The sequence below is a fragment of the Sphingomonas sp. GW821-FHT12D09 genome, assembly GCF_058807215.1.
This window is the reverse complement of sequence record NZ_JBXAQL010000001.1, coordinates 1,606,187-1,623,731: the sequence shown is the minus strand read 5'-3', so window position 1 is coordinate 1,623,731 and position 17,545 is coordinate 1,606,187. Positions and strand designations below refer to the sequence as shown.

The following is a 17,545-nucleotide window of genomic DNA, read 5'->3' as shown; positions in this document are numbered from 1 at the left end:
AGAAGCCAGGATTTAGAGGGGTTTAGCCAGCGGGTGGGGGCGATTTCGTAGGCGCGGTATGGGAACTGGTAAGCGTTTTGTCGCATTCTGATACCGGTCGCCGTTGCACCGCAGCACGGGCCGCCTATAACGCTAACATAGCCGCCGCCATTATGGGGAGGGGGTCGGCGGAAGGAACGCAATGCTGTACGACGCTTATGAGATTCAGCGCTCGCTTCTCGCAGGTGCGAGCGCGCTGGCCAATTTCTCTGCCGGCCTTCTGAACAACCCCGCCAATCCGTTCGCCTATTTCGGCGGCGGGCCGGTGATGGCCTCCGCCCTCGAAGTGTTCGCGCACGCCTCGGCGCCGCGCGGCAAGCCCGAATTCCTGCTCGACCACACCGAGATCGACGGCAGGCAAGTCGATGTCCACGAAGAGATCGTGCTGCGCAAGCCGTTCGGCCAGCTCAAGCGCTTCGTGCGTTCCGGCGTGGAGGGTGGTCCCAAGCTGCTGATCGTCGCCCCGATGTCCGGCCACTACGCCACGCTGCTGCGCGGCACCGTCGAGCGGATGCTGCCGGTGGCCGACGTCTACATCACCGACTGGCGCGACGCGAAGCTGGTGCCGATGGCCGACGGCCGCTTCGACCTGGACGATTATATCGACTATCTGGTCGAGTTCCTGGCGTTCATCGGCAAGGACGGCGCGCCGCGCCCGCACGTGCTCGCGGTGTGCCAGCCTTCGGTGCCGGCCTATGCCGCCGCCGCGGTGATGAGCGCCGCAAATCACCCGAACCGCCCGGCGACGCTGACCATGATGGGCGGCCCGATCGACACGCGCGAGGCGCCCACGGCAGTGAACACCCTCGCCACCGAGCGGCCGTTCAGCTGGTTCGAGCAGAACGTCATCGCGACGATCCCGATGAGCTATGCCGGCGCGGGTCGGAAGGTCTATCCGGGCTTCCTGCAGCTGGCCGGCTTCATGACGATGAACCTGGGCAACCACATGATCAGCCACTGGGAGATGTTCAAGCATCTCGTCCAGGGCGATGATGACGGCGCCGAGGCGACGATGAAGTTCTACGAGGAATATCGCTCGGTCTGCGACATGACCGCCGAATTCTACCTCCAGACGATCGACGTGGTGTTCCAGGCGCATGCCTTGCCCAAGGGCGAGATGCTCCACCGCGGGCGCAAGGTCGATCCGGCGGCGATCAAGGACGTCGCCATCCTCGCTATCGAAGGCGAGAAGGACGATATCTCGGGTATCGGCCAGACCAAGGCGGCGCTGACCATCGCGACCGAACTGCCCGATGCGATGAAGCAGTACCACCTGGCCGAGGGCGTGGGCCATTACGGCATCTTCAACGGCTCCAAGTGGCGCAACCGCATCGCGCCGGTGGTGGAGCAGTGGATGGCGACGCACCGGGGCTGAACCCAGGCATTCCTAGTTTCCGTCATCCCCGCGAAGGCAGGGATCCAGGGTTTCTCAGCCGTGCTGCTTGTGACTCTGTATCCCCGCATTCGCGGAGATGACGATATCGAGCGACTAATTATACTCGCTCGTCGCGATCACGCCCCAGACGAGCCACGCCACCCCCGCCCAGATCGCGACGATGATCGCCACGCCGGGCCAGCTCACCGGGCGCTGCGTCTCGATCTCGGCGCGGGCGCGGTGTTCGGCGAAGAGGGCGGGCGGGATCAGCCGCTCGAACAGCCAGATGCCGATCGGGATGACGATCGCGTCGTCGACCAGGCCGAGCACGGGGATGAAATCCGGAATCAGGTCGATCGGCGACAGCGCATAGGCGGCGACGAGCAGGCCGAGCAGCTTGGCGAGCACCGGCGTGCGCGGATCGCGCACCGCGAACCACACGGCGTGCGCTTCGGTGCGGATGCGGTGGGCGAGCGAGGGGCCGGTCATGGCGATGGGGTGGCTTAGGCGAGAGGGGCGGTCAACTCCCGTTCGTCATCCCGGCGAAAGCCGGGACCCAGGGCCACAAGCGCTTCAGCAGAGTAACCCTGGACCCCGGCTTTCGCCGCGGTGACGGATTGGGAGTGAGGCTAGGTCGCCGTCGTTTCCACCACGGCGTGGCTGCCTTCCTCGTCGCCCTTGATCTTGCCGCCGAACAGCATCTTGACCATGCCGGTGAGCGACATGTCGGCTTCCCACAGCTCGGCGCTGTCGATGTCGAAGCGAATCAGGGCGAGGTTGGGATCGTCCTTGCCGCCGGGAAACCAGGCCTCGACATGCTTGTTCCAGAGCTTGTCGATCTGGGCGAAGTCGTTGTCGATGCGGACGCTGCCGGCCAGGCAGGCGAAATAATCATGCCCCTTGGCGACGAACTGCGCCATCGCCTTGCCGCCGGGGGCGAGGCGATTGTCCTTGCCGGTGAAGAAGAACAAAGTGTCGGCTTGGTCCTCGTCGAGCTGCGCGGTGAGGGGCACGCTGTGCCCTCCATCCTCCAGGCCGATCATCAGGAACGGGCTTTCGGCCAGCTTCTTCCAGAGATGCTTCTTGAGTTCGGTAGTGTCGGTCATCAGGCGCTCCCGGTGAATGTTCACCGGCAAGAACAAGCAGGGCGCGTCAGGCGTTCCCGTATGCCGCCGCCGCGCCGAGCAGCTCGAGGTCGTTGCGGTTGACCAGCGCGACCGGCACTTCGGAGAGCTGGCGGCGGAAGGCGGCCTTGCTCTCCATGCGGCGGCGAAAGGCGGGGTCCATCAGATGCGGTTGGAGCGCGCGGCTGATCGCGCCGGTGAGGTAGATGCCGTCCCAGGCGCCGAACGCCATCGCGAGATCGCCGGCAAAGGCGCCGAGATATTCGACGAACATGCGCACCACCGCGGCGGCGACGGGATCGCGGCCGATATTGCGGGTGACCTCCTCAGGGCTGGCGATCTTGGCACCGCCTGACAGCGCCTCATAGGCAAGGCACAGGCCCGGCGCGCTGACCAGCGTCTCGACGTCGAGCGGATGCGTCTTGGCGCGGCAGAAATCGGCGAACTTGCGCTCGTCAGGCGTGACAGGGGCGAAGGCGATGTGCCCGGCCTCGCTCTGCACCGGCACCAGCCGGCCCTCGGCGGTGATCAGCGCGGCGACGCCGAGTCCGGTGCCGGTGCCGATCACGACATAATTGCCACCGGGTTCGACGGCGCGGGGCGCGGGCCCATGCAACGCAGTGAACGCGCCGGCAGGCAGCATGGTGAGTGCCAGTGCATTGGCGGCGCATTCGTTGAGCGCGCGGGGCGGGGCGCGCAGCACCGCCTCGACGCCGGACAGCGAGATGTACCAGCGGCTGCCGGTCAGGTTGATCAGGTCGCCGCGTGCTGCGCCGGCCACCGCGAGCACGCTGGGCAGGCGCGCGTCCTGCAGGCCGAGACTGCCGAGATAGGAGACGAGCGCGCTGGTGAAGGTGGGATGCTCGCTGGTCGAAAAGCGCCGAATGTCGCGCGGCTCCAGCCCCGCATCGCCGCCGGTCAGCCCAAATCGTACCGATTGGCGGCCGATATCGGCCACCAATGCCAGTCCCTCGCCCATGGCGTACCCCTCCTGTATCGGCCTCGCTTTGCGAAGTCCGGGTGCTGTTATCGCTAACACTTGTTACCTAAGCAATAAGGTTGCGTTTGGCAGCGTTGTCAGAGCGTAAAGCGAACAAGTGCGAGGGCGCAAGTGTTTGTTACATTGGATGTTACAGCACGACGCAAGCGCCTGGCCTGATATATTCTCTCATAAGGCCGAGTGATGAGGAGAGAGGGATGAAGGCGCTTTTCGCAATTCTGCTTGTGGCGGTGCTGGGTACCGCCGGGCCCGTCCATGCCCAAAGCGCGGCACCCTCGCCGCTACTCGGCAGCTGGGCGGTGGATGTCGACAAGCTGCCGATGCCTCTCGAGCAGCGGCCGACGCGCGTGACGATCACGTTCGGCGATGCTGGCGGCGGCAAGTGGCGGACCCGCGTGGATATCGTCGGTGCCGGCTTCGAGAGTCACACCGTCGGGACCTACACACCCGACGGCACGCCCTACACGGTGGAGGGCAGTCCCGAGGCGGATATCGCCGCGGTGAAGCTGCCGGCACCCAATGTGATGGTGCTCGCGCTCGGCAAGGCCGGCATCCCGGCCTCGACGCGAGTCTATACGGTCGCGCCGGACGGCAGGACGATGATCGAGACCGCGGCCTATATCGGCGAAGACGGCAAGCCGGTGATGCGGACGAACTACTTCACGCGGGTTCGGTAGGGACGGCACCTCCATCCGTCATCCCGGCGAAAGCCGGGACCCAGGGTTACAAGCGACGTCGTTCTTGGCTCTGGGTCCCGGCTTCCGCCGGGACGGAGATTATGGAAAGCTGCTCGGATGGAGCGAACACCTGTCGTCTATATCGTCGCCAGCCAGCGTAACGGGACGATCTATACAGGCGTAACGTCCGATCTTCTTGGTCGATCTACCAGCATCGCACCAAGGCTATTCCCGGGTTCACCGCGAAACATGGCTGCGATCGGCTCGTCTGGTACGAGGTTCACGAGGAGATGGAGTCCGCAATCATTCGCGAAAAGCGGATCAAGGAATGGAAGCGCGCCTGGAAGGTCGAGTTGATCGAGGCGAGTAATCCCACCTGGCGGGATCTTGCCGAGGATCTTGGTTTCGATCCTCTCCCTTAGTCGTCATCCCGGCGAAAGCCGGGACCCAGAGCCACATTGACAGGGCAGAGTAATCCTGGGCCCCGGCTTTCGCCGGGGTGACGGTTGAAGGGAATGCGTTTTAGAGGACCTCGAACAGCCCGGCCGCGCCCATGCCGCCGCCGATGCACATCGTCACGACGACATACTTGGCACCGCGGCGCTTGCCTTCGATCAGCGCGTGGCCGGTCATGCGGGCGCCGGACATGCCGTAGGGGTGGCCGATCGAGATCGCGCCGCCATTGACGTTGAGCAGCTCGCCCGGGATGCCGAGCTGGTCCTGGCAATAGAGCACCTGCACCGCGAAAGCCTCGTTCAGCTCCCACAGGCCGATATCGTCCATCTTGAGGTTGTAGCGCTCGAGCAGCTTGGGGATCGCGAAGACCGGGCCGATGCCCATCTCGTCGGGCTTGGTGCCGGCCACCGCCATGCCGATGTAACGGCCCAGCGGCTGGAGGCCGCGCTTCTCGGCGACCTTCTCTTCCATCAGCACGCTGGCCGACGAGCCGTCCGACAGCTGCGAGGCGTTGCCGGCAGTGACGGTGCCGTTCGGCAGCACCGGGTTGAGCGCCTGCAGGCCCTCGAGGGTGGTGTCGACGCGGTTGCCCTCGTCCTTGGCGAGGGTGATCTCCTTCTGGGAGACTTCCTTGGTCTCCTTGTTGACGACGTTCATCGTCGCGGTGACCGGTACGATCTCGTCGTCGAACTTGCCGGCGGCCTGGGCGGCGGCGGTGCGCTGCTGCGACTGGAGCGCATAGGCATCGCAGCGGTCGCGACCGATGCCGTAGCGCGCGGCGACGACTTCGGCGGTCTGCAGCATCGGCATGTAGATGTCCGGCTGGATGGCGAGCAGCTCGCGATCGGGCTCGAGGCGCATCGCCGGGGTCTGGACGAGGCTGATCGACTCGACGCCGCCGCCGATGGCGATGTCCATATTGTCGACGATGATCTCCTTGGCGGCAGTCGCGATCGCCATCAGGCCCGAGGCGCACTGGCGATCGACCGACATGCCGGCGACGGTGACGGGCAGGCCGGCGCGCAGCAGCGCGGTGCGGGCGATGTTGCCGGCGGTGCTGCCCTGCTGGAGCGCGGCGCCGAACACGACGTCCTGCACTTCCGCCGGATCGATTCCGGCACGCTCGACGGCGGCGCGGATCGAATGCGCGCCGAGCGTCGGCGCCGGCGTGGCGTTGAACGCGCCGCGATAGGCCCGGCCGATGCCGGTGCGCGCGGTGGAGACGATGACTGCGGAGCGAGACATGGTTTTCTTCCTTTTCTTGAGCCCCTCCCCTTCGGGGGAGGGGTTGGAGGTGGGGCAGTGCCTCACGCGCAGTCGCCCGCGGATAGGCGCCACCCCAACCCCGAGGGGCTAGTTGACGTCAAACATACACGAGCGCGATCCACTCCGCGATCAGCGCGGGCTTTTCCTCGCCTTCGATCTCCAGGGTGAATAGCTGGACCTGTTCCCAGACGCCGGGCTTGCGCTCGGTGAATTTCAGCAGCTCGAACCGGCCGCGTACGCGCTTGCCCGAGCGGACCGGCTGCATGAAGCGGACTTTGTTGCCGCCGTAATTGACGCCCATCTTGGCGCCTTCGATGGCAGGCGCGCCGGCGCGCGCGCCGAGCATCGGCATCAGCGAGAGCGACAGGAACCCATGCGCAATCGTGCCGCCGAACGGCGTCTGCGCGGCGCGGACGGGATCGACATGGATGAACTGGTGGTCGCCGGTCGCCTCGGCGAACTGGTCGATCATCGCCTGGGTGACTTCCACCCAGTCGGACACGCGCTCGGTGCCGATGCTCTCGGCCATCTGCTGCACCGTGATCGTAGCCAAGACATCCTCGCGCATTTGCTGCATCGCAGGGCCCATCTAGTGGTGCAGGTGGGGCTCCTGCAAGCCTCAGCCGACCGGGAACAGGAAATAGGTGCCGGACGTAACGTCAGGGGCCGGTGAATCGCCGAACCCGATATTCGAAAAGCACCGAAGCGGCGCTATGCGGCGGCGCGACTCGCGTCGCGACTTGACGGGGAGGCGGTCGCGCTGGCCAATTCGGCGCGGGGACGAATCGCCGTTCGAAGGGGGACACGATGCGGAAATTGCTGGGAGCCAGCGCGGTGGCGCTGGCGGTGATGGTGGCCGTTGCACCGGCCATGGCGGTCGCGGACGACGCGCCCAAGGCGCCGAGGACGGAGGCGAATGCGACGGGGAGCCCGGCCAAGCTGCCGCCCAAGGCCGCGGCGTTCCTCAAGGAACTGCACCCGCAGAGCGGCGATGTCCGTATCCCCGAGGCCAAGGCGGTGCTCCATCTGGGCGAGCGTTATTATTTCCTACCCGCGGCCGATGCGAAGCGCGTGCTGGTCGAGGCCTGGGGCAACCCGCCGGCCCAGGGCGACGGCGTGCTCGGGCTGGTGGTCGAAGCGGGCAAGAACGTGTTCGATGCCCCCTGGGCGGCGGTGATCACCTATGAGGATACCGGCCATGTCTCCGACGCCAAGGCGAAGGAGGAGGATTATGCCGCGGTGCTCAAGAGCATGCAGGAGGGCCAGGAATCGGCCAATCCGGAGCGGGAGAAGGCCGGCTATCCTGCGATGCACCTGACCGGCTGGGCGCAGCCGCCCTCCTATGATCCGAACAGCCATGCGCTGATCTGGGCGCGCGAATTGCAGATCGCCGGCCAGCCGACCAACGCGCTCAACTATGACGTGCGGCTGCTCGGGCGCACCGGCGTGCTGAGCCTCAACATGCTCTCGGAGATGCCGCTGCTCGGCGATGTGCGCGAGGGCGCGCAGGCGTTCGGCAAGGCCGTGACCTTCGAGCCCGGCGCGACCTATGCCGACTTCAACGCAGCGACCGACAAGGCCGCCGAATATGGCCTGGCCGGGCTGGTCGCGGGCGGTGTCGCAGTGGCGGTGGCGAAGAAGATCGGCTTCCTCGCGATCATCCTGAAGTTCGGCAAGGTGATCCTGATCGGCATTGCCGCTGCGGGCGCGGCGGTGGTGGCGTTCTTCCGCCGGATGTTCGGCCGCCGCGAGGAAGACGAGATCTAGGCGGGGCCTTCCGAAAGGGGCTTGCCGTCCCGGCGCTCGAGATCCGCGAGCAAGGTCTCGAGCGCCCAGGTGCAGGCGGCGGCGGCTTCGGTGCCGTCCATGTCCCATTGGTCGCGCATCTCGCGCCAGGCGAAGGCGCTGCCGAGGAACTGGAACACTGCCATGGCGCGGGTGCGGTCAGGCTCGGCGAGCGCTTCGATATTGGGCGCGAGCATGTCGCGGAAGGCGATGACGCGCTCTTCCTTCATCACGTTGCGGATGGCGCGACCCTCGGCGCTGGCCATCACCACGGTCATCGCATCGGCCTTGGCGTCGAAATTGGCGAAGCGCGCGGGGAGGCCGCCAATGAGGTCGTCGAGCGTCCTGGGGATGCCGCCTGCGGGCCCAACCCGCGCCCAGGCCGCCGCGCGCAGCGAAGCCTGGTCCGGATAATAGCGATACACGGTGCGGCGCGAGACGCCGGCGCGGGTGGCGACCTGATCGTGGTTGAGCCGATCCCCCTCCGCCATCAGCGCCAGGATCGCATCGGCGATCTTCGCACGGGTATGTTCATTGTCCGAGCCTTCGGGCCGGGCGGGATCGGCGAGGAGGAAATTCCGTTTGGGCATGGCCTCCACAATAAACGTGACACAAAAAGTGTCAAATCAGCGTTGACACAGATTGTGCCATGCGTATTAGGCCGCTCATACAGGATATTTCAGGGAGTGTGCAGATGTTGTTCCATGTTTCGATCGACGCGGATGATCCGCGGCATGTCGCCGAAGTGATTGCCGAGCTGTGGGGCGGGGTCGCGTTGCCGTTTCCGCCGGTGATCGCGGGCAGCTGGATGGCGATGGCGGGCGATGACCGCCGCACCACGGTGGAAGTCTATCCGCGCGGCACCGAGCTGGTGGAAGGCGAAGGCGATAGTGATGCCTTCGGGATGATCGGCTTCAACGGCGCCCGCTCGGCGACGCACCTGGCGATCGCGACCGACAAGGGCATCGAGGACGTGCTGGCGCTGGCCAAGCGCGAGGGCTGGCCGGTCAAGTATCGCAAGCGCGGCGACGTGTTCGGCGTGATGGAGCTGTGGATCGAAGGCACGCGGATGATCGAAGTGCTGACGCCCGAAATGCAGGCCGAATATCATGCCGGGCTGACGGTGGAGAATTGGCAGGGCTTCCTGCAGGCAGCGGGGATGGCGGCTTAAGCCTCCTGTTCCCCGGCGAAGGCCGGGGCCACAGCCACGAGCGGTCCGGAAGAGAAGCCCTTCGCCCCGGCCTTCGCCGGGGAATCGGCAGCGTGGAGCGCCGGGTTTAGCCGCCGCTGTTGACGTGGAGGATGTTGCCGTCCGGGTCGCGGAACCAGATCGCGCGGAAGCTGCCGAGGATATGTACGCCGGCCTCCACCTTGTCGAAGCCCTTGGGATATTCCTCCAGCACCACGTCCTTGTCGCGGAGCGCGGCGGCGATCGCCTCCAGGTCGTCGCCGACGTCCCAGAACACCGCATTGGCGTGGTTGGTGCCGGCAAAGTCGCTGCGATAGACGTTGAGCAGCGTGCCGCCGGTGCGGATCAGGAAGATGTCGCCATGGTCGGCGGCAAGCGGCAGGCCGAGCGTCTCGGTGTAGAAGGCCTTGGCGGCGGCGACATCCCTGCACGGGATGATCGCATGGGATGCATGGTCCTTCAGCATTGGGAATCCTCTCAAATCGTCATCCCCGCCTTCGCGGGGATGACGAAAAACTAGGCTTCGGGTTCCAGATCCAGCAGCGCCCTGCCCGAGCCGTCCATTGCGAAGGGTACCGAGGTGTGGATGTGCGCGATCTTCCACGCGCCCTCGTCCCGCCGCGCGGCAATGGTCGCACGGAACCACAGGCTCGACTTGCCTTCGCCCTTCTTGGTGCCGGTCATGTGCTGGAGGGCATGGATCACCGCGAGATCGCCGTCCTGCAGCGTGTGGGCATCGCTGTGGGTGACGCGCAGATCGTCTTCCCAGCTGTCGAACCACTCCCGGATGCCCGCCGGGTCGAGCATCGCCGGCGCGCGGTGGACGAGCGGCGGGGCAAGGTCGTAGCCGATCGCATCGGGCACATAATCCGCCACGATCGCATCGGCGTCGCGCTTGCGGACCGCCTCCTCGTAGCGAGTGAAGAGTGCCTCGGGCGTATCGGCCATGGTCATGCCTCCGCTTGCAACATGGCAGGGACGTAGAGCCGGATGCCCTCCGCCTCCATCTGCCGGATCATGGCGATCACCACCCGGTGCTTGCCGGCATCGGCAAGGTCGGCGCCGGGGCTGGGGGAGTCGAACTCGATCTCGAAGGTGAGCGCGCCGGGGACGACGCCGGTGAACCAGCCATGGCTGAAGACGAGCTTCTGGTCCTTGATCACCTGGGCGGCGATGTCGCTCAGGCGGTCGAGCTTGTCGGCCGGGGTGGTATTGGCGATGGCGAAGGTCAGCGTCATCCGGCGCAGCGTGCGGTTCGAGCTGTTGAGCAGCTCATAGTCGAGCAATTTCTTGTTGGCGACGATCCGCTCCTCGCCGCCGGGACCGCGCAGCCGGGTGGATTTGAGGCCGATCCGCTCCACCGTGCCCTTGCTCTTGTCGTAGAGGATCGTGTCCCCGACGCGGAAGGGCTTGTCGAACAGGATGGCGAGCGCGGCGAGCAGATCGGCGACCGTGCCCTGCGCGGCAAGACCGATGGCGATGCCGCCGACACCGAGACCGGCGACCAGGCCGGTGACGTTCACCCCGACATTGCTGAGCACCATCACCGAGGCGATGGCGAACAGGACGATCGTCACCAGCAGCCGGATGATGCCGAGCGCACTGGCGAGGCCCGAGCCCTGATAATCCTCGGAAGAGGTGCGGTGCTCAACGGCGCCGAAGATGATCTCGCGCAGCCAGATCGTCGCCTGGAACACCGCGGCGACGGTGAACAGGAAGTGGATCGTCGTCTCGACCATCGCCGGCGGCTGGGCATAGCCGGTGACGAGGCGGATCGAAGTGATCAGGATGAAGAAATGGCCGGTCCTCGCAACGGCGCGGCCGAGGATCGAATACCAGTTGGCGACCCCTTCACCGTTGCGGCACAGGCGCAGGCCCCAGCGCCGGATGGCGTGGAGCGCGAAGAAGATCGCGATGGCGATGCCGGTGGCGACCAGGATGTTGAGCCAATGATCCTGGATCCATGCCCAGCTTACATTGGCGAAGGTGCGCGCCTGGACCTGCAGGTCGTCGCTCTGTGGGAAAACGCTCGTATTGGTCATGCGGCCTTTCGGGGCTGATGGTGCGCGGCGATGCCTTCGAGGAAGGCGACCAGGCCGCGTTCGTAACGATTGAGCCAGCGCGTGGCACGCGGCAAGTGGAGACCCGCACGCCACGCCGCCTGCGCCTCACGATCCTTGGTCAGGTCGATCAGCGCGGGGTGGACATAGGATTTGCGGGCAATGGCGGGGGTGTTGCCCAGCGCCTCTGTCACCGGCTCGAGCATCGCCTTGAGGCCGACATGCCCGTCTCCGGTGGCGAGCGCGCGGAAGGCGAGGACGCTGGCGCCCCAGGTACGGAAATGCTTGGCGGTGAAGTCCTCGCCCATCGCGTCGCGGATATAGGCGTTGACGTCGGATGAGGTGACCGGATGCGCCTCGCCGGCAGTGTCCAGCCAGCGAAACAGGTGCTGGCCGGGCAGGTCCTGGCATTTCTTGACGAAGCGGCTGAGCGAGCCGTCGGTGATCGTCATCACGCGCATCTTGCCCGACTTGGCGCGGAACTGGAGGCGCAGCGTCTGGCCCTTCACCTGCGCGTGGCGCTTGCGCAGTGTGGTGGCGCCGAAGCTCTTGTTCGCCTGGACATATTGCTCATTGCCTACGCGGATGCTGCCGAGATCGAGCAGGCGGACGACGGCGGCGACGGCCTTTTCCTTGCACATGCCGCGCAGCTTGAGGTCGCTCTCGACCTTGGCGCGGAGCTTGGGGAGGTGTGCGCCGAAATCGCCGCAGCGATCATATTTCGCCGCCTCCTGGGCTTCGCGAAAGCCGGTGTGATAGCGATATTGCTTGCGGCCCTTGTCGTCATATCCGGTCGCCTGGATATGGCCGCGCGGATCGGGGCAGAACCAGGCGCTGTGATAGGCGGGCGGCAGGCCGATCGCGTTCAGCCGGTCGATCTCGTCGCGATCGGCGATGCGCTTGTCGTGTTCGTCCCAATAGCCCCAACCATGCCGCACCTTGCGGCGGGTGATGCCGGGTTGCTGGTCATCGACATAGACGATGGTGTTGGACACGGAAGGCCTCCTCGCAATGTCCCGGTCAATGCGCGGACCACCGCTTCGTTCCGGAACCGCGGGGGAGGCGACCGGTTGAGGGGGCAAACCGAGGAGGCCTAGCGATGACCGATCTTTCCCCAAATCTCTCGCATGTCCGTGTGCTGATGATGGCGACCAATGGCTTCGAGCAGGACGAGCTGATGCTGCCGCGCCAGGCGCTGATCGATGCCGGCGTCCAGGTGACACTGGCCGCGCTCGACGCCAGGCCGATCACCGGCGAGAAGGGCGGGGAGAAGGGCGAAACCATCACGCCCGACACTACGATCGGCGAAGTCGACACCGAGAATTACGACGCGCTGGTGCTGCCCGGCGGCGTGGCCAATCCGGACAAGCTGAGGATGAACGAGCGGGCGGTGGAGATCGTCGGCGAGTTCATGGACGACGAGAAGCTGGTCGCGGCGATCTGCCATGCGCCGTGGCTGCTGGTCGAGGCCGATGTGGTGGATGGGCGCGAAGTGACCAGCTGGCCGTCGATCCGCACCGACCTGGAGAATGCCGGGGCGGAAGTGGTGGACCGGGAGGTGGTGGTGGACGAGAACCTCATCACCAGCCGCAAGCCGGACGATATCCCGGCGTTCAACCGGGCGGTGATCGAGGCGCTGGCGAAGGTGCCGCTCGAAATCTGACGTCGTTCACCCACTTCTGTGCGGGGCGCTCGACCAGATGGTAGAGCGCTGCCGAGGCAGCCAGCACGAGCAGCAGGAAGGCGGCGACAAGCGGCCAGCTCACCGCATGGGCGTCTTCGACAAAGGCCAGCTTGAAGGCGAACCAAAGCAGGTAATGCGACAGATAGGTCGCGTAGCTGATCTCGCCGAGATAGTGGAGCCAGCTGACCTCTAGCGGATTGCCCTTTCTGGCCGAGGTCAGCGCCAGCGCGAGCAGCAGCGCCGCGAAGGTGGCGGGGGCGGCGAGGGTCTCGGGCAGGCCCATGGCCCAGCCCGCGATGGCTGCGAGCGCGAGGCCGATGCTCGCCAAGGCGGGGATGCGCCAGTGCTCCTGCCAGCGCAGCCACAGCGCGGCGACGGCAGTGCCGGTGCCGAACTCCAGCACGCAGCGGATCAGGCCGAGGTTCGGGATTTCCTGGCCGAGCGCAGTCGTGCCGCGCGTGGCGAAGATGGTGTGGAGCAGGGCGAGCAAGGCGGCGATGGCAAGGAGCACCCCCCAGCTCGGCACGCGCTTCCAGTCCACCGCCAGCGCGAGCAGCGGGAACAGGAGGTACGCACCCAGCTCGCAGGAGATCGACCAGGCCGGATCGTTCCAGCTCAGATGCTCGGTGAAGCCCCAGTTCTGGAGCAGCAGGACGTGGAGCGGCAGCTCGTGCCAGGGGAAATGGTCGCTGCCCCGGCCGGTGAGCTGGAGTGCCAAGGCGATGGCGACAGCAAAGCCGAGCATGAAGAGGTGGAGCGGCCATACCCGGGCGACGCGGCGCTGAAGGAAGCCGGGGGCCGACGTAAGACCACCCAAGCGGATGCGCTCCCCCCAGGTCATCCAGATGACGAAGCCCGAAAGCAGGAAGAAGAAATCGACCGCGAGATAGCCCTTGGCGAGCAGGTGCAGGATCGGCTCGGGCAGGTCGAGCGCGAAGCGGATGTGGAAGAACACCACGAACCAGGCGGCGATGCCGCGTACGCTGGTCAGCGCCTTTAGCTCGGGACCCTTCATGCCAGCGCCGGCTTCGCCTTGCGCAGCGGCCGCCAGGCGGACTCCTCGCGCTTGCGGGCCATATAGGTGTCGAGGCCGATCTGGGCGCCGATCAGCATGTAGACGAAGGGCTGGAAGGCGATGGCGATGAAGGTCGCGCCGAGCATGTAGACGATGTGCGCGCTCTGCAGCGCCGAAGCGAGCGGGGCGACCCACTCCTGGCCGGGCTCGGGCCTTTTGTAGCGCTGGCGCAGCACTTCCATGCGGAAGATGCCGAGGATGTTGATCGTCAGCCAGAGAGCGAGGCCGGGATAGCCCTGTTCGCCGAGCATCTCGAAATAGGCGCTGTGATAGGCGCGGGCCTTGTCGACCTCGAGGCTGCGGTCGACCTTGGTCTGGCCGGCGCCTTCGCCTTCGATCGCGACCTTCTCGTAGCGAATCTGGTTCTGGCGATAGGCCTCGAACCCGCCGCCCATCGGATGGGTCTTGGCGTAGTCCATCGTCCATTGCCACACGGCGAGGCGCGTGGAGGCCGAAGCGTCGGCCTTGTAGGTCTTGATCGTCCCCATCCGCTCGGTGAAGGTCGAGGGGAGGAAGGGCACGGCGGCGAGGCCGAGGCAGCCGAGCGCGGTGAGGTACACGACCTTGCGCTTGGTATCGCGGATCATCAGCACCGCGAGCAGGCCGATGCAGAGCAGGCCGGTGCGCGTCGAGGTGCCGACCGGGATCAGCAGGCAGGCGAAGATCAGCGCGTAGCAGAAGGCCTTCACCTTCCAGTCGGGCGGGAAGATCGTCCCGAACCGCGTGAACCAGACGATCAGCGGGATGATCGCGATCGCGACGGTCGAGATGGTCGAGCCTTCGTAGAGGCCCGAATTGTTGGCGACCATCAGGTTGAGCTCGCCATAGCCGCCGCCCGAGCCGAGCGTCTTGATCCCGCCGACGATGATGATCGAGGCGGCGGAGAGGATCATGAAGAGCAGCAGGCTCTCGATGCGTAGCCGGGTGCGCAAGGTCAGCGGCAGGAAGGCGGCAAAGGCGAGCGCCTTCCACACCCAGTCCCATTTGTCCAAGGCCTCGACTTTGAAGTCGGCGTTGAGCGTCGTGTAGAAGCAATAGCCGAGCAGCAGGGCGATCAGCAACTGGCGCGGGGCGACGCGGGTGTCCTTCTTGTCGTCCATCGCCAGCCAGCCGAGCACGGCCAGGCCGACCGCGATCAGCGAGATCGGCACCGAGTTGAGCAGGAGATAGGTCAGCCGCTGCGGCGAGACGATGTCGATATAGGCGTAGACAAGCACGAAGATGAACGGCTTGCGGAAGCCCATCCCGAAAAAGGCCAATAGGAAGGCGACGAAGACGAGATCACGCACCGGGCTTGCCCCATCGGCTGGGCTTGGCCTTGGGGGCGCTTTCACCTGGGGCGGATTCATTGTCGAGATCGGGGCGGCGCAGCAGGAGGAAGGCCGCGAGCAGCATCAGCCCGTGCGAGATCGCGAGCGATAGATTGTCGATCATGGGCCCGTGGCGCTCCTGCTTCTGCAAGGCGGTGTAGCGCGGGTCGGTTGACGCGGCGTTAAGTGCTCGCGTGGCATGGGAGCCCCCATGCGGATTCTCCACATCCTCGACCACGGCCTGCCGCTGCACAGCGGGTACACCTTCCGGACCCGGGCGATCCTCAAGGCGCAGATGGCGCGGGGCTGGGAGGTCGCCGCGGTGACCAGCCCGCGCCACGGCAAGTTCGATACCGACGAGGAGACGATCGACGGCATCCGCTTCTACCGGACGCCGCGAGTCAATTCGGGGCCGCCGGTGATCGGCGAGCTGCGCGAAGTCGCGGCCTTCGCCAGGCGGATCGAAGCGGTGGCGCGGCAGTGGAAGCCGGACGTGCTCCACGCCCATTCGCCGGTGCTCGGCGCGATGGCGGCGCAGCGGGTGGCGGACAAGCTCGGCCTGCCGCTGATGTACGAGATCCGCGCCTTCTGGGAAGACGCCGCCGTCGGCAACGGCACCGGCACCGAGGGCAGCTGGAAATATAGGGCGACGCGCTGGCTGGAGACGCGGGCGGTGCGCAAGGCCGATGCCGTCGCGGTGATCTGCGAGGGGCTGAAAAACGATCTGGTGGCGCGCGGCGGGATCGATGCGGGCAAGATCATGATCTCGCCCAATGGCGTCGATCTCGGGCTGTTCGGCGAGCCGCCCGCCCATGACGATTCGCTGGCGAAGGAGCTTGGCATCGAGGGCGCCGAGACGATCGGCTTCATCGGCAGCTTCTATGATTATGAGGGGCTGGACGTGCTGATCGAGGCGATGCCCGCCCTGGTCGCCAGGCGGCCCAGGATGCACCTGGTGCTGGTCGGCGGCGGCCCGTGCGATGCGGCGCTGATGGCGCACGCGGCGGCGTCTCCGGTAGCCGATCGGATTCATTTCGTCGGCCGCGTGCCGCACCAGCAGGTCGAGCGTTACTACAGCGTGATCGACGTGCTGGTTTATCCGCGCAAGGCCATGCGTCTCACCGACCTGGTGACGCCGCTCAAGCCGCTCGAGGCGATGGCGCAGCGCCGGCTGGTTGCCGCCTCGGACGTGGGCGGGCACCGTGAGCTGATCCGCGACGGCGACACCGGCACGCTGTTCGCGCCGGACGATCCCCAGGCGCTGGCCCGCTCCGTCGCAGCGCTCTTCGCCAACCGCGACCAGTGGGACGCGCGGCGGGTGCGCGGCCGCGCCTTTGTCGAGGCGGAGCGCAGCTGGGCGACAAATGTCGGTCGTTATGACTCCGTTTACCAAAGACTCTCCAAAATGGGGGCCATGGAAGACTCGCCATCCCTCCCCCAGACGCTGCGCGCATGAACCTGCCGCTGGCGCCGCTGATCGCGCTGGTTGCGGGAGGGCTCGCCGCGCTTGGCGTGGCGATGATCCCCGCGCCTGCGCTCGAGGCGCTGGTGATGGATTCCGGCCTTCCTTCGATTCTCGCCATGGCCGAGCCGCCGCTGGGCACCACTGCGCGGATCGCCGTCGCGCTGGGCGCCGGCGCGTTCGTCGGCGCCTTCATGTGGCTCTCCGCCTTCATCCTGCTCGGCTCGCGCGGCCTGACCATCGGCGGCGAAGCCGAGCCGGTCGACTCCGAGGAAGTGGCCGTGCCGGTGCTGCGCCGCGCCGATGCGCATCCCGACGCGCCGCCGCGCCCGCCGCTGCTCGCCACCCGGGACCTGGGCAAGCCGTTCCTCGAAGTCCGCGCCGCCGCGCCTGTGGTGGAAGACGAGAAGGTCGATTTCGACGCGATCTTCCCGCCGCGGCCGATTACGGCTCCCGAGCCTGTGGCCGAACCCGAGGCGGCACCTGAACCGGTAGAAGCGCCGGTGGCCGAGGCGCCGGAAGTTTATGAAACATACGCTACGGGGGCCCCGATTTCGGCCCCCGAGCCGGCACCCCCGGCGCTCGCCGAGCAGGCGCTGCCGACCGATTTCGACCAGCCGCTCTCGGCCTTCGATCCGCAGGCGATCCCGGCCATGCCCAAGTCCGCGCCGGTGCCGCTGGCGCCGCTGCGCCGTACGCCGCGCCCGTCGATCTTCGACGAGGGCGAGCGCTTCGAGATTTTCGAACTGACTCCGCCGGTGCGCGCGCATGTGCCGCCGCCGCTGGCCGAGACCCCGCGCGAGCGTATCGTGCGGCCCGATACCGACGCCTCGATCCACGCATTGCTCGACCGGCTCGAGCGCGGGGTGGTCGACAAGGGCCTGGCGCCGAAGCACCAGCCCAAGGCTGCCGAGCGGGGGCTGGAGGAAGCGCTCGTCACGCTGCGTAACCTGGCGCGGCGGACGGCGTAAAAGGCCCGTCACCCTGAACTTGTTTCAGGGTCCAACTTTCCACCAGCGATATCCCCTGAGGCGCGTTGGATG

The 17,545-nt window shown here is 66.5% G+C and carries 20 protein-coding genes and 1 pseudogene; 8 read left to right on the top strand and 13 right to left on the bottom strand.

What is annotated here, in order from left to right; all coding sequences use genetic code 11:
* The first annotated feature begins 181 nt into the window (after positions 1-181).
* Complete coding sequence (locus tag AC1RPL_RS07315; RefSeq protein WP_493068587.1) at positions 182-1,414, top strand: polyhydroxyalkanoate depolymerase; 1,233 nt, start codon at positions 182-184, stop codon at positions 1,412-1,414.
* Positions 1,415-1,528: 114 nt separating this feature from the next.
* Here AC1RPL_RS07315 and AC1RPL_RS07310 read toward each other — a convergent pair whose 3' ends face one another.
* The 3 genes from AC1RPL_RS07310 to AC1RPL_RS07300 all read right to left on the bottom strand — a co-directional run bounded on the left by AC1RPL_RS07310 (position 1,529) and on the right by AC1RPL_RS07300 (position 3,517).
* Positions 1,529-1,903, bottom strand: a complete 375-nt coding sequence (locus AC1RPL_RS07310; protein WP_493068586.1) for a YkvA family protein — start codon at positions 1,901-1,903, stop codon at positions 1,529-1,531.
* A gap of 140 nt (positions 1,904-2,043) precedes the next feature.
* Positions 2,044-2,520: a pyridoxamine 5'-phosphate oxidase family protein gene (locus AC1RPL_RS07305; RefSeq protein WP_493068585.1), complete on the bottom strand. Its 477-nt coding sequence runs from the start codon at positions 2,518-2,520 to the stop codon at positions 2,044-2,046.
* A gap of 46 nt (positions 2,521-2,566) precedes the next feature.
* Positions 2,567-3,517: a glucokinase gene (locus tag AC1RPL_RS07300; RefSeq protein WP_493068584.1), complete on the bottom strand. Its 951-nt coding sequence runs from the start codon at positions 3,515-3,517 to the stop codon at positions 2,567-2,569.
* Positions 3,518-3,735: 218 nt separating this feature from the next.
* Here AC1RPL_RS07300 and AC1RPL_RS07295 point away from each other — a divergent pair, with 218 nt between their 5' ends.
* Positions 3,736-4,215: a hypothetical protein gene (locus AC1RPL_RS07295; protein ID WP_493068583.1), complete on the top strand. Its 480-nt coding sequence runs from the start codon at positions 3,736-3,738 to the stop codon at positions 4,213-4,215.
* Positions 4,216-4,332: 117 nt separating this feature from the next.
* Positions 4,333-4,637, top strand: a pseudogene (locus tag AC1RPL_RS07290) (GIY-YIG nuclease family protein).
* Between the two features lie 100 nt (positions 4,638-4,737).
* Here AC1RPL_RS07290 and AC1RPL_RS07285 read toward each other — a convergent pair.
* Positions 4,738-5,916, bottom strand: a complete 1,179-nt coding sequence (locus AC1RPL_RS07285) for an acetyl-CoA C-acyltransferase (protein WP_493068582.1) — start codon at positions 5,914-5,916, stop codon at positions 4,738-4,740.
* A 118-nt stretch (positions 5,917-6,034) separates the two neighbouring features.
* Complete coding sequence (locus tag AC1RPL_RS07280; protein ID WP_493068581.1) at positions 6,035-6,514, bottom strand: MaoC family dehydratase; 480 nt, start codon at positions 6,512-6,514, stop codon at positions 6,035-6,037.
* Between the two features lie 230 nt (positions 6,515-6,744).
* Between AC1RPL_RS07280 and AC1RPL_RS07275 the strand changes: the two genes are divergently transcribed.
* A complete protein-coding gene (locus tag AC1RPL_RS07275; RefSeq protein WP_493068580.1) occupies positions 6,745-7,704 on the top strand; it encodes a DUF2167 domain-containing protein in 960 nt (319 codons plus the stop codon).
* Here AC1RPL_RS07275 and AC1RPL_RS07270 read toward each other — a convergent pair.
* The gene (locus AC1RPL_RS07270) at positions 7,701-8,312 is read right to left on the bottom strand and encodes a TetR/AcrR family transcriptional regulator (RefSeq protein WP_493068579.1); all 612 of its coding nucleotides are present in this window, start codon (positions 8,310-8,312) and stop codon (positions 7,701-7,703) included. The genes AC1RPL_RS07275 and AC1RPL_RS07270 overlap by 4 nt on opposite strands.
* Before the next feature lie 104 nt (positions 8,313-8,416).
* Between AC1RPL_RS07270 and AC1RPL_RS07265 the strand changes: the two genes are divergently transcribed.
* Complete coding sequence (locus AC1RPL_RS07265; protein ID WP_493068578.1) at positions 8,417-8,893, top strand: hypothetical protein; 477 nt, start codon at positions 8,417-8,419, stop codon at positions 8,891-8,893.
* 106 nt (positions 8,894-8,999) lie between these two features.
* On the opposite strand, the gene AC1RPL_RS07260 is transcribed toward AC1RPL_RS07265, so the two are convergent.
* From AC1RPL_RS07260 to AC1RPL_RS07245, 4 genes are read right to left on the bottom strand one after another with little or no spacing between them, the layout of a single operon-like run.
* Positions 9,000-9,377 carry a VOC family protein gene (locus tag AC1RPL_RS07260; protein WP_493068577.1) on the bottom strand — a complete coding sequence of 126 codons (378 nt, stop codon included), beginning with the start codon at positions 9,375-9,377 and terminating at the stop codon, positions 9,000-9,002.
* A 50-nt stretch (positions 9,378-9,427) separates the two neighbouring features.
* Complete coding sequence (locus tag AC1RPL_RS07255; protein WP_493068576.1) at positions 9,428-9,859, bottom strand: YybH family protein; 432 nt, start codon at positions 9,857-9,859, stop codon at positions 9,428-9,430.
* Between the two features lie 2 nt (positions 9,860-9,861).
* A complete protein-coding gene (locus tag AC1RPL_RS07250; RefSeq protein ID WP_493068575.1) occupies positions 9,862-10,953 on the bottom strand; it encodes a mechanosensitive ion channel family protein in 1,092 nt (363 codons plus the stop codon).
* The gene (locus tag AC1RPL_RS07245) at positions 10,950-11,966 is read right to left on the bottom strand and encodes a DNA topoisomerase IB (protein ID WP_493068574.1); all 1,017 of its coding nucleotides are present in this window, start codon (positions 11,964-11,966) and stop codon (positions 10,950-10,952) included. The genes AC1RPL_RS07250 and AC1RPL_RS07245 overlap by 4 nt, the downstream gene beginning before the upstream one ends.
* 104 nt (positions 11,967-12,070) lie before the next feature.
* Between AC1RPL_RS07245 and AC1RPL_RS07240 the strand changes: the two genes are divergently transcribed.
* On the top strand, positions 12,071-12,634 hold the full coding sequence (locus AC1RPL_RS07240; RefSeq protein ID WP_493068573.1) for a type 1 glutamine amidotransferase domain-containing protein: 564 nt from the start codon (positions 12,071-12,073) through the stop codon (positions 12,632-12,634).
* On the opposite strand, the gene AC1RPL_RS07235 is transcribed toward AC1RPL_RS07240, so the two are convergent.
* From AC1RPL_RS07235 to AC1RPL_RS07225, 3 genes are read right to left on the bottom strand one after another with little or no spacing between them, the layout of a single operon-like run.
* Entirely contained in the window at positions 12,585-13,670 is a 1,086-nt protein-coding gene (locus tag AC1RPL_RS07235; RefSeq protein ID WP_493068572.1) for an acyltransferase family protein, read from the bottom strand. The genes AC1RPL_RS07240 and AC1RPL_RS07235 overlap by 50 nt on opposite strands.
* Positions 13,667-15,019, bottom strand: coding sequence for a putative O-glycosylation ligase, exosortase A system-associated (locus AC1RPL_RS07230; RefSeq protein ID WP_493068571.1), 1,353 nt, complete (start codon positions 15,017-15,019; stop codon positions 13,667-13,669). Before AC1RPL_RS07230 ends, AC1RPL_RS07235 begins: the two co-directional genes overlap by 4 nt.
* A complete protein-coding gene (locus tag AC1RPL_RS07225) occupies positions 15,012-15,164 on the bottom strand; it encodes a hypothetical protein (protein ID WP_493068570.1) in 153 nt (50 codons plus the stop codon). The genes AC1RPL_RS07230 and AC1RPL_RS07225 overlap by 8 nt, the downstream gene beginning before the upstream one ends.
* 87 nt (positions 15,165-15,251) lie before the next feature.
* On the opposite strand from AC1RPL_RS07225, the gene AC1RPL_RS07220 reads away from it, so the two are divergent.
* Positions 15,252-16,496 (top strand): TIGR04063 family PEP-CTERM/XrtA system glycosyltransferase, encoded by a 1,245-nt coding sequence (locus AC1RPL_RS07220; protein WP_493068569.1) that lies wholly within the window; start codon positions 15,252-15,254, stop codon positions 16,494-16,496.
* The gene (locus tag AC1RPL_RS07215; protein ID WP_493068568.1) at positions 16,493-17,473 is read left to right on the top strand and encodes a hypothetical protein; all 981 of its coding nucleotides are present in this window, start codon (positions 16,493-16,495) and stop codon (positions 17,471-17,473) included. Before AC1RPL_RS07220 ends, AC1RPL_RS07215 begins: the two co-directional genes overlap by 4 nt.
* The last annotated feature ends 72 nt before the right edge of the window (positions 17,474-17,545 follow it).

Bases quoted from the DNA above. Each gene is read 5' to 3' on its own strand.
- AC1RPL_RS07315 (WP_493068587.1), top strand. From the start codon at position 182: ATGCTGTACGACGCTTATGAGATTCAGCGCTCGCTTCTCGCAGGTGCG.
- AC1RPL_RS07310 (WP_493068586.1), bottom strand. From the start codon at position 1,903: ATGACCGGCCCCTCGCTCGCCCACCGCATCCGCACCGAAGCGCACGCC.
- AC1RPL_RS07305 (WP_493068585.1), bottom strand. From the start codon at position 2,520: ATGACCGACACTACCGAACTCAAGAAGCATCTCTGGAAGAAGCTGGCC.
- AC1RPL_RS07300 (WP_493068584.1), bottom strand. From the start codon at position 3,517: ATGGGCGAGGGACTGGCATTGGTGGCCGATATCGGCCGCCAATCGGTA.
- AC1RPL_RS07295 (WP_493068583.1), top strand. From the start codon at position 3,736: ATGAAGGCGCTTTTCGCAATTCTGCTTGTGGCGGTGCTGGGTACCGCC.
- AC1RPL_RS07285 (WP_493068582.1), bottom strand. From the start codon at position 5,916: ATGTCTCGCTCCGCAGTCATCGTCTCCACCGCGCGCACCGGCATCGGC.
- AC1RPL_RS07280 (WP_493068581.1), bottom strand. From the start codon at position 6,514: ATGCAGCAAATGCGCGAGGATGTCTTGGCTACGATCACGGTGCAGCAG.
- AC1RPL_RS07275 (WP_493068580.1), top strand. From the start codon at position 6,745: ATGCGGAAATTGCTGGGAGCCAGCGCGGTGGCGCTGGCGGTGATGGTG.
- AC1RPL_RS07270 (WP_493068579.1), bottom strand. From the start codon at position 8,312: ATGCCCAAACGGAATTTCCTCCTCGCCGATCCCGCCCGGCCCGAAGGC.
- AC1RPL_RS07265 (WP_493068578.1), top strand. From the start codon at position 8,417: ATGTTGTTCCATGTTTCGATCGACGCGGATGATCCGCGGCATGTCGCC.
- AC1RPL_RS07260 (WP_493068577.1), bottom strand. From the start codon at position 9,377: ATGCTGAAGGACCATGCATCCCATGCGATCATCCCGTGCAGGGATGTC.
- AC1RPL_RS07255 (WP_493068576.1), bottom strand. From the start codon at position 9,859: ATGGCCGATACGCCCGAGGCACTCTTCACTCGCTACGAGGAGGCGGTC.
- AC1RPL_RS07250 (WP_493068575.1), bottom strand. From the start codon at position 10,953: ATGACCAATACGAGCGTTTTCCCACAGAGCGACGACCTGCAGGTCCAG.
- AC1RPL_RS07240 (WP_493068573.1), top strand. From the start codon at position 12,071: ATGACCGATCTTTCCCCAAATCTCTCGCATGTCCGTGTGCTGATGATG.
- AC1RPL_RS07235 (WP_493068572.1), bottom strand. From the start codon at position 13,670: ATGAAGGGTCCCGAGCTAAAGGCGCTGACCAGCGTACGCGGCATCGCC.
- AC1RPL_RS07225 (WP_493068570.1), bottom strand. From the start codon at position 15,164: ATGATCGACAATCTATCGCTCGCGATCTCGCACGGGCTGATGCTGCTC.
- AC1RPL_RS07220 (WP_493068569.1), top strand. From the start codon at position 15,252: ATGCGGATTCTCCACATCCTCGACCACGGCCTGCCGCTGCACAGCGGG.
- AC1RPL_RS07215 (WP_493068568.1), top strand. From the start codon at position 16,493: ATGAACCTGCCGCTGGCGCCGCTGATCGCGCTGGTTGCGGGAGGGCTC.